The organism is uncultured Capnocytophaga sp. (assembly GCF_963525585.1).
GTDB lineage: Bacteria > Bacteroidota > Bacteroidia > Flavobacteriales > Flavobacteriaceae > Capnocytophaga.
The window spans coordinates 1-14,290 of sequence record NZ_CAURLX010000047.1 but is presented as its reverse complement, the minus strand read 5'-3'; the positions used below and the strand labels follow the sequence as shown (position 1 = coordinate 14,290).

General features: G+C 39.5%; 11 protein-coding genes, 1 other RNA gene and 1 pseudogene. 11 read left to right on the top strand and 2 right to left on the bottom strand.

Annotated elements, in window-relative coordinates:
* The 5 genes and pseudogenes from RYK20_RS09515 to RYK20_RS09495 all read left to right on the top strand — a co-directional run.
* Positions 1 to 220: pseudogene (locus RYK20_RS09515) on the top strand (hypothetical protein); the annotation flags it as partial.
* Between the two features lie 25 nt (positions 221 to 245).
* Positions 246 to 977, top strand: coding sequence for a hypothetical protein (locus RYK20_RS09510; RefSeq protein WP_314895243.1), 732 nt, complete (start codon positions 246 to 248; stop codon positions 975 to 977).
* Between the two features lie 21 nt (positions 978 to 998).
* Positions 999 to 2,066 (top strand): ankyrin repeat domain-containing protein, encoded by a 1,068-nt coding sequence (locus tag RYK20_RS09505; RefSeq protein WP_314895242.1) that lies wholly within the window; start codon positions 999 to 1,001, stop codon positions 2,064 to 2,066.
* A gap of 3 nt (positions 2,067 to 2,069) precedes the next feature.
* Complete coding sequence (locus RYK20_RS09500) at positions 2,070 to 2,930, top strand: dehydrogenase (protein WP_314895240.1); 861 nt, start codon at positions 2,070 to 2,072, stop codon at positions 2,928 to 2,930.
* 96 nt (positions 2,931 to 3,026) lie between these two features.
* Positions 3,027 to 3,398, top strand: a complete 372-nt coding sequence (locus RYK20_RS09495) for an MmcQ/YjbR family DNA-binding protein (RefSeq protein ID WP_314895239.1) — start codon at positions 3,027 to 3,029, stop codon at positions 3,396 to 3,398.
* 11 nt (positions 3,399 to 3,409) lie between these two features.
* Here the strand turns inward: RYK20_RS09495 and rnpB are convergent.
* Both rnpB and RYK20_RS09485 read right to left on the bottom strand, forming a co-directional pair.
* Positions 3,410 to 3,723: RNase P RNA component class A (gene rnpB, locus RYK20_RS09490), an RNA gene on the bottom strand.
* 18 nt (positions 3,724 to 3,741) lie between these two features.
* Positions 3,742 to 4,602 carry a neutral zinc metallopeptidase gene (locus tag RYK20_RS09485; protein ID WP_314895238.1) on the bottom strand — a complete coding sequence of 287 codons (861 nt, stop codon included), beginning with the start codon at positions 4,600 to 4,602 and terminating at the stop codon, positions 3,742 to 3,744.
* A gap of 143 nt (positions 4,603 to 4,745) precedes the next feature.
* On the opposite strand from RYK20_RS09485, the gene gyrB reads away from it, so the two are divergent.
* The 6 genes from gyrB to RYK20_RS09455 all read left to right on the top strand — a co-directional run bounded on the left by gyrB (position 4,746) and on the right by RYK20_RS09455 (position 14,117).
* Positions 4,746 to 6,716, top strand: a complete 1,971-nt coding sequence (gyrB, locus tag RYK20_RS09480) for a DNA topoisomerase (ATP-hydrolyzing) subunit B (protein ID WP_314895237.1) — start codon at positions 4,746 to 4,748, stop codon at positions 6,714 to 6,716.
* 52 nt (positions 6,717 to 6,768) lie between these two features.
* Positions 6,769 to 7,194, top strand: coding sequence for a hypothetical protein (locus RYK20_RS09475; protein ID WP_314895236.1), 426 nt, complete (start codon positions 6,769 to 6,771; stop codon positions 7,192 to 7,194).
* Between the two features lie 65 nt (positions 7,195 to 7,259).
* Positions 7,260 to 9,929 (top strand): TonB-dependent receptor, encoded by a 2,670-nt coding sequence (locus tag RYK20_RS09470; protein WP_314895235.1) that lies wholly within the window; start codon positions 7,260 to 7,262, stop codon positions 9,927 to 9,929.
* A gap of 85 nt (positions 9,930 to 10,014) precedes the next feature.
* Positions 10,015 to 11,340, top strand: a complete 1,326-nt coding sequence (locus RYK20_RS09465; RefSeq protein ID WP_314895234.1) for a DUF4876 domain-containing protein — start codon at positions 10,015 to 10,017, stop codon at positions 11,338 to 11,340.
* A gap of 57 nt (positions 11,341 to 11,397) precedes the next feature.
* Positions 11,398 to 12,936 carry a DUF6850 family outer membrane beta-barrel protein gene (locus RYK20_RS09460; RefSeq protein WP_314895233.1) on the top strand — a complete coding sequence of 513 codons (1,539 nt, stop codon included), beginning with the start codon at positions 11,398 to 11,400 and terminating at the stop codon, positions 12,934 to 12,936.
* A 38-nt stretch (positions 12,937 to 12,974) separates the two neighbouring features.
* The gene (locus RYK20_RS09455) at positions 12,975 to 14,117 is read left to right on the top strand and encodes a cytochrome c peroxidase (RefSeq protein WP_314895232.1); all 1,143 of its coding nucleotides are present in this window, start codon (positions 12,975 to 12,977) and stop codon (positions 14,115 to 14,117) included.
* Positions 14,118 to 14,290 lie beyond the last annotated feature (173 nt).

The following is a 14,290-nucleotide window of genomic DNA, read 5'->3' as shown; positions in this document are numbered from 1 at the left end:
TAAATATATCACTCCTGAGGAATTGATAGCTATAAAAGAGCGTTTCCCCAAAAAATCTTTTGCCCTCCATCATTGGTTAGAAGGAGCCGACTTTTATGGGGATGCCACAGATAGTATTGCTATATTAGACAAAGGCAGTCAATTAATATATGCATTTTCCTCTAAAAGCTCTTTTGAGGCAATAGATAGCTTCTTAAAAGATATAGGGGAAGATATGTGAGAAATTAACATCAAACCTCAGCAATATGAACCCATTACAACAAATAGAACAAACTTATAACTTTCAGTACCCCAAGCTATATCACCAGCTTTATGAGGATGGAATGCTGGATGTTCGTTGGCAAAAAGAAAGATGGTGGGAGGAAGTGTTTCCAGAGCTAAAAAAAAATCCTCCGTTACTTTTATTTAGGGATCAATTTATGGGATTGGATGATCCAGAAGAGATTGTAAATTTAATAGAAGATTATAAATCTCAGCGAGGAATTAAAGCTGAATATCTTTTGGTACCTTTTGCCTCAGAATGTGAAGGAGATATTTGTTTTTTCTATCATAGAGAAAAACCAGAGCTACCTCCTGTTATCGTAAAGGACTGGTACGATTTTAATTCTGCTGAAATTATAGCAGATAACTTGCAGAATTTTATTTTTTATGGGTTATTGCAGTTAGTACATATTATCTATCCAAATGTACCCATTCTTTTGGGTGATTTCTATGAGAATATTGCCAATATATACCGCACCCATCATCCTTACCTAAGTGAGGAACAAGCTCAGGTAATTAAAGAAATTTACAACAGAAAACTTACAAACTTTCCTTGTTCCGCAAACAAAGAAGAAAATAGATATTCACCCTATCTTATAGCAAAACATCGCAGTGATTATACTGCCTTACTCTCTGATGAAGAGTATATTGATTTATTAAATAAATACAATCCTATTTCGACCCTAGAGGATGCTAGGAATTTTTTTATAAGCTAAAGCATACAAACAAATTATATTATGGAAGAAAGAAACATCTTTGCCCAGAAAAAAGCACCTTTTAAATGTCCTGAAATTGTAACCCTCTTGCGTAAGGAAGATTTTCCTGCCTTGGAAGCTGAACTTGCCAAAGGCTGGGATATCAACCAAGAAGTCCGCGTACACGAACGTTATTCTCAAACACCTTTTGACTTTGCCCTGTCCAATCGCAAAAAGAAACTATTAGAGTTTTTAGTTGATAAGGGGGCTCATATAAACAAAACAGCGCTTATTAATGTTTGTATGAGTGAGAATAGCGACCCTGAGTTGGTAAAATGGTTGATTAAACAAGGTGCCGATGTGAATGCCCGTACCCACCTCACTACTTTGCAGGCTGCTATCTATAGCAAAAATGAAGAAATAGCTTTTCTGCTGATAGAAAACGGTTTTAAACTCACTCCCGACGGTACTACCTTGAGAAAGGTAGCTTCGGAAGGTATGTATAAACTAGCAGACTACCTTATCGCTCACGGATTTGATGTAAACTATTGTGAGCCTGATATGGTATATCCTTACAATGCCTCGCCCTTACAAGTGGCGGCCTCAAAAGGTCACCTTGCCTTGGTAAAACGACTTATTGAGCTGGGTGCCGACCTTTCCTACAAAGATAAATACGGCGGACGTGCCTATCATTACGCTCTGCGCAACAAGCAGAAAGCAGTTGCCGAGTATATCAAATCGGTAGAGCCTGCCGAGTGGCACGACGAGGAAGAGCGCTTGCGAGCCTTAAAAGCCTACAAACTTCCCGAAGGACTCATCGCCCTAATGCGCGCTACCGATAGACGTATTCCCTTGCCCGAATGCGAATATACCAGCTTTGTAGAGTTTGCCCCGCTAAGTGATGTTAAGGAAGTAAAGTGGAAAAACAAAAAATTCCTCGACCTCCTTTCCGATGCCGATAGGTATGGTGCTGAAGGCTTTTTGGTATGGTATCCTAGGAATAAAAAACTCGCCTTTGCCGATTACGAACACAAAACTTTCACCGAACTCTGTACCTTTGAAGAGTTTATAGCAAACCCTTCCGCACAAATTAATAAGATTTTTGAGTAATATATGACAAACTACCATACCTTAAATACTTTTAACAACCCTTTTCGCTATTATAGGGTGGTAGATATTGTCCCTTTTCAGGAGAAAATAGCTGTATTGCAATTTGCCTCAGCCAATGTCTCTAAAAAAATGGTGAAAAACGGAGTGTATGTAGATCGTTATATTCTTGTAGATATCTTTTCAGAAGATTTTACATCACAAAAACGACTTTCTTTCTTTTTTGAGGAAGAAGAAACTTGCTATAGTAGTGATGTATATTATTATTGGGAAGACGAACAACTTTTTATACTCATTGAATACTATAAACTCGGCAATATTTTTGTAACCAATAAAGTATTTAAAATTACTGAAAATGAAGTGATAGAACAATCTTTCTGTGTTATCCCTCAAAAGCGAATTCTCAATGATGCTAAAGTCTATTCTTTTGGAGATAAAGAAGTTTTTATGCAATCTCCCTTTATGATGAGCTGCCGAGATAAACAGAACCAAAAAACACTTTGGAAATACAAACTCTCTGCTTATCTTTACACTGAAGTAGAGGAATATAAAGATATTTTATATTTTGGTACGGCAGGCAAAGGAGGCTATTTTTATGGAATTTCGCTGAATAACGGACAGACAGTATTTAGTTATAATACGGGACAAACAGTACGCTTTGTACGGAGTGGAGAACGCATTATCATAAGTGATAAAAAGCAAAAACCTATACTTATAAATGCCTTAACTGGAGAGATCATTCATTCATTAGACATTGGCAAAAACACTATTGATTATGAGCAACAAATACTTTGGTACAAAAATCGTTTTTATGGCATTGTTCGCAATAAGAAAAAAGACCTATCGGTGGTGTGTATCGATATATAAAAAGTAAATCAACAATAAAAATACTGATATTAAAAATTTGGCACACGTGTGTGCTGAATTAATAATGAGGAATAAGTCCCCTCTTACCTAAATAAAATGAACTTAGAAGAACTTAGAGAATATTGCCTTTCCTTGCCCCACGTTACTGAGGATATGCCTTTTGGCGAGGATATTTTAGTATTTCGGATTTGTAATCGTATTTTTGTGCTTACAAGTTTAGAATCAGTACCTTTGCGGGTGAGTCTCAAGTGCGACCCCGAGCGCGCGATAGAACTCCGCGAGCAATACCCCGATAAGATTATAGCGGGCTACCACCTCAACAAAAAACATTGGAATACTGTGCTTTTAGAAGGCTTACCCCTTGCCCTTATCAAGGAGATGATACAGCATTCTTACGACCAAGTACTTGCCAAAGTCCCCAAGAAGGAGAGAGAGAAGTTATTCCCTAGCCAAACAGAAAATTTGTAAAAGTTATATAAAAAAAGAGCAAGTTATAAGCCGGATTCTGTGCTTTCCTATAAGGGGAAAGTGCTTATCATTTATCTGGGCTAATAATTACTTATTAGCTCTAACCGCCTACCCTCCGGCATTGAGCGAGCCACTCTTGATTGTCGGTTTATTTGGCGTTGCACCATATAGAGTTTACCTGATTTCACTACAGCCGTACTGTACTTGCTTTCTGTTGCACTAGTCCTCGCCTCACGGCGGACGGGCGTTACCCGCTATATTGCTCTGTGGTGTCCGGACTTTCCTCTATCTCCTCTAGAGAGATAGCGATAAGCTAACTTACTCTTTTTAAATTTAAGATTTCTTACTTATACTCATCAAAGGTATTTCCTTGATCGATATCTCCAGTCTCAAAACCTTTCATAAACCAATGAACACGTTGCTTGGAAGTTCCATGGGTAAAGGAATCCGGCACTACTTGTCCTTGCATACGTTTTTGAATGGCATCATCACCCACTGCATTAGCAGCACTTACGGCTTCTTCTATATCATCAGCATCCAAATATTGCTTATCATAGTGCGCCCATACCCCTGCATAGAAATCCGCTTGGAGTTCTAGAGCTACTGAAAGTTTATTTGCTTCCTTTTGGCTAAGCCCCTGTTGGGCTTTACGTACCTTCTGAGAAGTTCCTAAAAGAGTTTGGATATGGTGTCCTACCTCGTGTGCCATTACATAGGCAATTGCAAAATCTCCTCCTTTGGCTCCAAATCGGGTACGAAGTTCCTCGAAGAAGCTCATATCCATATATAACTTCTGGTCTGCGGGGCAGTAAAAAGGACCTACAGCACTACTAGCACTCCCACAAGCTGTCTGTACAGCATCAGTGAAAAGAACTAAAGTAGGTTTTTGGTAAGTACCTAAGTTATTTTCTTTGAATATTTTTGCCCATATATCCTCAGTATCTGCTAGGACAGTAGCAGTAAACGCTTTTATCTCCTTTTGTTCTTCTGTAAGCTCTGCCTCATTAGCTACTTGGGAGGTCTGTCCTGCTTGATTGAATTGTTCCAAAAGGGGAGCTACTGCTTGTCCTGTTTCCCCTCCAAATACCTGTAAAAGAAGAATAATAATCCCTAATACTCCTCCTCCAGCGGCTATTTTTCCTGTAGTACCCACACCTCGGCGGTCTTCCACATTATCACTTTGTCGTCTTCCTTGCCATTTCATAAATTACGCATTTTTTTGGTGGCAAAAATAAGTATTTTTTAAACAATACACAATAAAAAAAAATCTCATTATTTATGCTGAAAATTTGCTTGAGAGGAAAAAAGATTGTATCTTTGTCCGATTTTTTATAAACAAGAACTCCAATGAGTGACGAATTAAACAAAGAGAAATATTCAGCTGATAATATTCAATCCTTAGAGGGGATGGAGCACGTACGTGTACGCCCTTCTATGTACATAGGGGATGTAGGAGTCCGAGGACTCCATCACTTAGTGTATGAGGTACTTGATAACTCCATTGATGAAGCTCTCGCAGGATATTGTGATACCATTTCAGTAATTATCAACCCTGATAATTCTGTTACTGTAGAGGATAATGGTCGAGGAATTCCTGTAGATTTACATAAAAAAGAAGGTGTTTCTGCCCTAGAAGTAGTAATGACTAAGATAGGGGCTGGAGGAAAATTCGACAAGGGTTCTTATAAAGTATCTGGAGGCTTGCATGGTGTGGGAGTTTCGGTTGTGAATGCCCTCTCTACCCACCTTAGAGCTACCGTATATCGCGAAGGAAAAATATGGGAACAGGAATATGAACGAGGAGTAGCCCTATATCCCGTAAAGGAAGTAGGCACCAGTGACAAAAGAGGAACTAAGGTTACTTTCCTTCCTGATACTGAGATATTCCAGCAAACAATAGAATTCAATTATGATATTCTAGCAAACCGTATTCGAGAACTAGCTTTCTTAAATAAAGGAATCCATATTACCCTAACCGACCTACGCTCCAAGGATGAACAAGGAAATCCAATTACTCAGACCTTCTTCTCTGAAAGAGGGCTCGAGGAATTTATACAATACTTAGACGGTAATCGCCCTCCTATCATCAAGAAAATCATCTCAATGGAAGGAGAAAAGAATGATATTCCTGTAGAGGTAGCTATGGTATATAATGATTCTTTCAATGAGAACTTACATTCGTATGTGAATAATATCAATACACACGAGGGAGGAACTCACTTGCAAGGTTTCAGAATGGGGCTTACACGTACCCTAAAGAACTATGCTGATAAATCTGGATTACTGGAAAAAGTCAATAAAGACAAGAAAAATCCTTTAGAAATCTCAGGAGATGATTTCCGTGAAGGGCTCACTGCAATTATTTCTGTCAAGGTAGCAGAACCTCAATTTGAGGGACAAACCAAAACAAAACTAGGAAACCGAGAGGTAACCGCTGCTGTTTCTCAAGCAGTTTCTGATATGCTAGAGAGCTATCTCGAAGAAAACCCTGAGGATGCCAAAATGATTGTGAATAAGGTGATTTTAGCTGCCCAAGCAAGATTAGCTGCCAAGAAAGCTCGTGAAGCTGTACAGAGAAAATCGCCTATGGGTGGAGCTGGATTACCAGGTAAACTTGCTGATTGCCAAGACAAAAATCCTGCCAATTGTGAACTCTTCCTTGTGGAGGGTGATTCAGCAGGGGGAACAGCTAAGCAAGGACGTGACCAAAAGTTCCAAGCCATTCTCCCCTTGCGTGGTAAGATTCTCAATGTAGAGAAAGCTATGCAACATCGGGTACTTGATAATGAAGAAATCAAGAATATCTATACTGCTTTAGGGGTTACCATTGGAACTGAAGAAGATGCTAAAGCTTTGAATATTAGCAAGCTCAGATATCACAAAATAATTATTATGTGTGATGCTGATGTGGATGGTTCTCACATTGCGACTCTTATCCTCACTTTCTTCTTCCGTTATATGAGGGAACTCATCGAAGAAGGACACATCTATATAGCCACTCCTCCCCTATACCTCCTCAAGCAAGGTAAGAAAGAGCAATATGCGTGGTCCGATGAGGAACGTGATTCCATTACCAAGGCTTTCTACGAACAAGCACAAACCAAAGTAACTGTACAGCGATACAAAGGTTTGGGAGAAATGAATAAAGAGCAGCTGGCTGATACCACTATGGATCCTAAGCACAGAACCTTAAGGCAGGTAACCATAGAAAACGCCGTAGAAGCGGATCGAATTTTCTCAATGTTAATGGGGGATGATGTTCCACCTAGACGTGAATTTATTGAGAAAAATGCCAAATATGCAAATATAGATGCTTAAAAATAAAAAAGCGGCTTTGACCGCTTTTTTTATTGTAACATAAATAAAAGATATGCAGATTCCTATTTTAGAACCTCAATCCATAGAAAAGCTCATTCCCCAGCGTTCTCCTATGATATTAGTAGATAGCCTATGGGAATATAATGAAACATCAGCCATTACAGGACTGACCATTACCCCTACTACCCCCTTTGTAGAAGGAGACTCTTTTGCTGAATCAGGACTCATAGAACACCTAGCCCAAAGTATCGCCTTACATAAAGGTTACAGCTATTATCTAGCCCACCAACCTGCCCCTATGGGATATATAGGAGCCATCAAACAGATAGAAATATACAGACCCCTACAAGTAGGTGAAGTACTCAAAACCCACATCAATATTCTTCAAGAATTTATGGGGGTTACTTTGGTAAAACTTTCCTCTTTTATAAACAATGAAAACATATGTATTGGAGAGATGAAAACAATTTTAGCATAAACATATGTTAAAAACTGAAATTAGATTTACTTTAAATAATATCTTTGCAACGAAATTAGTTGCAGATGAAATTTCTATTATTAGGATTATTTTTTATAAGCTCTTCTTTTATATTTGGACAACAAAGAGTTACAGGTATTATTCTTGATGAACAGAAAGTTCCTCTTATGGGAGTTAGTATTATGGATAAGCTCTCTAAGAAATGGGCTATTAGTGATGAGAATGGACAGTTTTCTCTACCTTTCAGCAAAGAATATGACTTAGATATACAATTTCTAGGTATGGAGAGATTATCTTTAAAAGGAGAAAAAACTTCTCTAACCATTACTCTCAAAGAAGAAACTCTATCCCTCAAGGAGGTAGTAGTTACCGCCGATAAAGTCAAGGACAAAACCAGCTCGGCAATTATCCTTGACAAATATGCTATTAGCCAATTCCAATCACTCTCCCTCTCTGATGTACTCCAACAACTCCCTGGACAACCCATCAAAAATATCGCATTGGATAGCCCAAAAGATATCCAACTACGTACAGCTATTCAAAACCAAAATAATGCTTTTGGAGTTGGCTTTATCATAGATGATATGTATATCTCCAATGATGAGAATATGCAAACCTATTCCTTTACACAAAAAGGAGGAAACAATAAGGCAGCTTTTTCCCACGCCAATAGTTCTATTGACCTACGTACTATTCCAGCTTCCAATATAGAAAAAGTAGAAGTCATCAGTGGTATCGCTGATGCTAAATATGGTAATGCTACTTCAGGATTGATTATTGTAGAGCGAAAGGCAGGTGTCTCTCCTCTGCAAATTTCAGCTTCTATGGTAGGGGGAGGTAATACGATCAGTGCTCAAAAAGGATTCAAGCTCCCTAAGAACTGGGGAAGCCTAAGTCTCTCTATAGACTACCTTAACTCCAATAGTGACCCTCGTAATGACCTGATGTCGTTCAACCGCATTACCACCACTGGGATATGGAGCACTCACAGCCCTTCCCAACGCTTAAAGAATACTCTTTCCTTATCGGCAAGAAGCAACTTAGATGGTAGCAAGCAATACAAAGAATTAGATCAGGCTTTCCGTAATGGATCTTCAAAAAAAGAATATAGCTATACACTAAGCAACCGTACTACCTTACAGCTGGAAAGCCCTTGGATAGACCAACTAACTAGCTCCCTGAGCTTCTCACACATAAGAACAGATTCTACTAAGGAATACTATGTCAATGGGATAGGTAATGTTGTCCCTTTGGCTGACCGTACCTCTTTTCACCAAGGAGTCTATACACCTGTCTCCTATATGTCCAAGGAGCGTACTATAGGCGAACCTATTAATGGCGCCCTGAATCTGAGCGCTTCCAAAGATCTCTTTCATCATAATTTCCGCCACCTATTATCAGCTGGAACAGGCTTTACTTATAGTGATAATATAGGAGAAGGAAAGATTTTTGATGCTAATTCCGCTTCTACCTTGGCTTCTCTAAGCCCTAACAGAGGAGGAACAGATAGCAGGCAGGGAGTACGGGCGCTGAACTTTAATCGTTATGTAATTGCCAATAAGCTCTTCCACTTCTATGTACAGGACAATATCACCTATACTTTCAATAACCGTCAGTCCTTAGCAGCCAACTTAGGGCTAAGGTATGAGAACCAAAATGGTTTTTCCTCACTCAGCCCTCGTACCAATATCGCCTTTACCCTCTCCCCTTCTGTGAAATTCAGAGCTGGAGCAGGGCTAGCTACCAAGGCACCTTCCTTACAGAACCGATTCCCTGGGAATGTCTTCTTTGATATCTTAGTGAAAGACTTACGTACTGCTAACTATGCGGTCAATTACATACAAACCTATGTGATAGAACGTCCAGAAGTACCTCTGAAGCCTGCCAAAGCCTGGAAATATGAGATAGGAACAGACCTTACTTTATCTTTTGTACGTATCAACCTTACCGGATTTCTCAACTATAATTATGATGGATTCGAGAACACTCCTTACTTAGGACTTTATCCTATACCAGAATTAACTTTTACCCCTAACCCCAACCCTTCTTTACCTCCATCATATACTATTACAAATTATAAAAATATAATATTAGAATACCAGACTACGGGAAATACAGCTAAAAATAGAGATACAGGAGTTGAACTGATGATGCACTTTAACAAAATTAAAGCTATCAATACCCAATTCACCCTCTCTGGAAGTTATGTATATTCCGAATCAACCAGCAACTTGCCTAACCAAGTACCCAATACCAACTTAGCTGATACTGAACATCGTTATATATTGTACCCAAGAGATACCAATAGAGCTGACAAACTCAGCTTACGACTTACCGCTACCTATCACCTTCCTTTCTTAGGACTACTAACCTCCCTGACTATAGAGCAATTCACCTTTAGCAACCAATTTGCTACAATCAAGGAGATTTACCCCTTGGGCTACCTCAACAACCAATTGGAACATATTGTAATCCCAGAGGCTGATCGAAGCAATAGTCGCTATCAGTCACTCCACCGAGTAGTAGGGACCGCAAACCAAGACAGACGTACTCCTATGTACCATAACTTCCACCTACGTCTTACTAAAGAACTACAGAATGGATTATCATTGTCTTTCTATATCAACAATGTAGCGAATTATCGACCTACCATAGTCATTGCTGGATCCGAAACACGTGTCAATGAAGCTATTTCCTTTGGAGCTACCGCTACTTTCAAATTTGGAAAAATATGATTTAATAGCTAGTGACCATCTATAAGTTATTAGCTACTAGATAACTAACAGCTATTCTATACAATTATTAGTTAATTAATTTTTTATGAAGAAAATTGTTTTATTTTTATCTTGCATAGCACTACTGAGTGCTTGTCGTAAGGATGATGACAGCTTTAGCAGTGGAAATGACAACGGACAAGTATCCCGTATTTCCTATACTGTAGAGGCTACTTATGGAGAGAAATTCAATAACCTCAAAGCCTCTGGTGCTGTGGTAAAACTTATTGATACCTCCACAGGACAACAGTATGAGGCTACCACATCCGACGAGGGAAGGGCTATCCTACAACTCCTACCCGGCACCTATAATATAGAGGTATCAAAATCCCTAACTAAGGAACAAAATAACACCCTTTTTGGCTTTGACAATGAGGCTAATTTTGCAGCTTCCAAGCAAGGTGTAACCATCTCCAGAGAAACAAATTTTTTCTCTCTCAAGATGAGTACTTCCCGTATGGGCGACTTGGTTATCAAACAGATATACTACACAGGTTCCAACTTACAAACAGCTGCCAAATACTTTGATAGCTTCTTCGAGGTACATAATAACTCTTCTGATACTATCTATTTGGATGGAATCTACTTTGCCAAGCTACAAGGAGTCCAAAAACTCTCTGCAAGTAATAAAGGTAAAAAAGGATATGATGCTGAAGGAAAATATGATTGGAAACAAGCTGAAGGCTTAGAAGGCTTAGGTGAAAAAGCCAATACTGACTATGTATATGCTAAGACTGTGATTGCTTTTCCTGGCAGTGGAAGGGAATATCCTTTAGCTCCTGGTAAGTCCAAAATTGTAGCCTCTTCTGCTCGTAACCACAAAGAACCTATCCCTGGACAGCCTGTATTAAATCCTGAGCTAACTGTTGACCTAAGCCGTGCTCACTTTGAAGTATATCTAGATAACTCTTTTGTTAAAACTGGCACTCTGGATAGTGATAATCCAGCCGTTACTAATATGGTGATGCTCCACAAAAGTGGTGGAAAAGATTTCCTTTTGGACACTATGGGTAGAGAAGCTTATATCCTATTCAGAGATACTAAGGAAAATTATCAGGCATATAAGCGTGTTCCAATGCCTACGGTAACCAATGTAACTGCTACTACTGCTAAGTATGTACAGATTCCTTTGGATAAAATTATTGATGGAATCAATGGTCAAAATTTTAAAGATAGTGATTACCTGCCTCATCGTCTCCCCAACAGCATAGATGCAGGAGAGCTCAAGGCTAAGGGCTTTTATTCTTCTGAAGTATTTATCCGTAAAGTAAAAGACAATCGAAATGGTATCACTCGTTACCAAGATACCAACAACTCCTCTAATGATTTTGAAAGAAAAGATAAAATATTTGACCTTAGTGCTTTAGATTAATTATTGTTTAGTTATACGAATGAGTGCCTTAGGGCACTCATTCTTTCCTTTTTTGCTATGAAAAGACTCTTTTTACCCTTATGTGGGCTCTTTGGAGCTACTTCTTTTGGACAAATTGCCCCTGACACTGAACTGTTTAGAAAAATGTATACTCTATATGAGTCCTCTCCTATATTTCTTACAGAGATACCCGTTGACAATTTTACCTTCAGTAGCCTATACCTTAACCATAAGGAGGGTAATCTTCGCCTTGCACAAGAGGCTCAGGAACAAACAGACTTTGGGTTGCACTCCTATGGTTTCTATAAGCATAAGCGTATCCATTTCTTTGGAAAGCTCAACCTACAACGTATCTATCAGAAAGACAAGGCTTGGACGCTCTCCGAAGAAGAAGTACAGCCTAATGGACTTATGCCTGATCCTCATTACTTTGCTGTAAGCCGTCCCGCCCCTTGGGTAAACCAACAGTACAATATCTTCGGTGGAGCAGGCATTCCTATCTACAAACAAGTATGGGATATAACCCTCGCTACTCGTATCAATTATGAGGAAAAATTCCGAGAATCCTACGATCCTCGCCCAAAAACAAGCCATAATGAGCTCCATTTCACTGCACAAACAGCCTTTCGTATCTTTCCGAAACACAAAATAGCCCTTTCTGGAGAATATGGATACAACAAAGCTACTAATCTTTTGAAATTTGTCGACGAAGAGGGACAAACTCCTAATAACTACATCAAGTATAATCGCTGGCAACTGGGGTATGGCACTTTTCAGCTCCCTCCCAATGCTAATAATAAGCATAACAACGACTATTACGGCTTTGCACTGGGCTACCATTACACAGGAGAACAACACAAATTCCTTGTAGAAGGAAGCTATAGAAATACACTTACGAAAACCTACCTCAATGGTAACGATAGTGAGTTTGATGAGGATATCATAGCCCGCCTCTATGAAGATAATTTCTTAGTTAAATCACACTATATCAAACAACTAAAAGAAGACCAAGTACTGAGTTTCTCCATAGTAGCCTCCCAAAGGAAAGCTACCAATCGCCTTATGAAACGCCAAGGACGGAGCTATCGTTCCTACCAAGAAGATATTACTTTCTCTGCCAATTTGTTAAAAAACATTGGAACTACCTCCCGTGAGCTTGCCTTTGAAGGAGCTTATCAGGGAGCCTATCAGAAAGACATCATTGCCAAAACACTTACCGATCATAGTACATTGGCTCTTTCTTTTCTTTGGGCAAAGGATTATGAGGTGGATACTTTCCTAATACGTCCACTCCTAAAGGGCACTATTATCACTCCTCTCCATAACAAGTTAATCAACCAAAACGAAGATTATCTCAAACCTTATGAGGAAAGGGACTATGCTGCCCGTACTCTGCGCCTTTTCTATGGGGAAGTCATCTACCCTGACCATAAGTTCTTCCTCACTACCCGCTATCAGCTTTCTTTAGGAACTGACCTCAAGAAGCGCCTTTCCAAGCAAACCTTACTGATCACAGGTATCCATTCCACCTATACTACTTCTTTCAAGGGAGCCAATCGCTATGGGGTAGCTTTTTCTATTTCTCTTCTAAAATAAAAATCATATCTTTGCCTCCATAACCCTAAAGCCCTAAAATGAAAAAATTATTTATCTTGCCTCTTTGTATAGGGGTTTTCTTCTCTTTCACTCAGCTGAAAGACTCCTTGTACGAACCTGAATATATTGCTCAGCTCCGAGAAGCCTATAGCAGTGGGGATACCAAAAACTGGGAAGCTCCTTTCTTGGATGAAAGTGTAAAAGCAAGCTATGTGGAGATTGGTTCCTTACCTAAGCTCTCTTTCCCTGAGAACAACCCTTACACGGATGCAAAAAAAGAACTAGGTAAGCTCCTGTTCTTTGACCCTCGTCTCTCAAAATCCAAACAGATCTCTTGTGCCAACTGTCACGATCCTGAATTAGGATGGGCTGATGGGCGTAGTGTTTCCTTTGGTCATGACCGAAAGAATGGTATAAGAAACTCTCCCTCGGTGTTCAATATGGCCTATCATACGACTTTCTTTTGGGATGGAAGGGCAAGCTCCCTCGAGTCTCAGGCTATGTTCCCTCTTACCGATCCTGTAGAGATGGCTTCTCATGAAGTAGTAGCCGTAAAGCATATCAAACGTATCAAAGGCTATCGCCCTTACTTCAAGGATGCCTTTGGTGATGAGACCATTACCCTCTCTCGTATCTTTGATGCGATTGCCACCTATGAGCGTACCATTGTCAGTGGAAAAAGCAAGTTTGACCGCTTTATTGCAGGCGACAAAAACCTCTTCACTGATGAGGAGGTCTTAGGACTACACCTATTCCGTACCAAGGCTCGCTGCATTAACTGTCATTTCTCTCCCCTCTTTTCTGACCAACAGTTTCACAACTTAGGACTATCCTACTATGGACGTAAATATGAGGATTTGGGTAGATACAAAATTAGCAAGGAGAAAGCTGATGTAGGTCGTTTTAAGACTGCTTCCCTACGTGAAGTAGCTCGTACAGCACCCTATATGCACAATGGACTAATATCTACCTTGGACGAGGTTATCCAAATGTATGATGCAGGAATGGCGCACCCTAAGCCTCGCAAAGATCAGGAAAACGACCCTTTATTCCCCACCACAGACCCCTTGCTTCAAAAACTCTCTCTTACCAAAGAAGAAAAAGCAGCTCTCAAAGCCTTCCTCCTGACTCTGAGCTCCCCTTTCAAGCGAGAAAGTCTCCCCAATCTACCCTTAAAGTAGATACTAAACTATTGTTAATTATTGATTATTAAGAATTTAAATTTCATACTTTTGTGTCCTAAATATAGATTTCTAAAAATAAAAAGTATGAAAAAACTCATTCTTTCGACTCTTATTGCCACAGCATTATTCGTTTCCTCTTGCGGGAAAGACGACGACAACGGCGGAGGTAG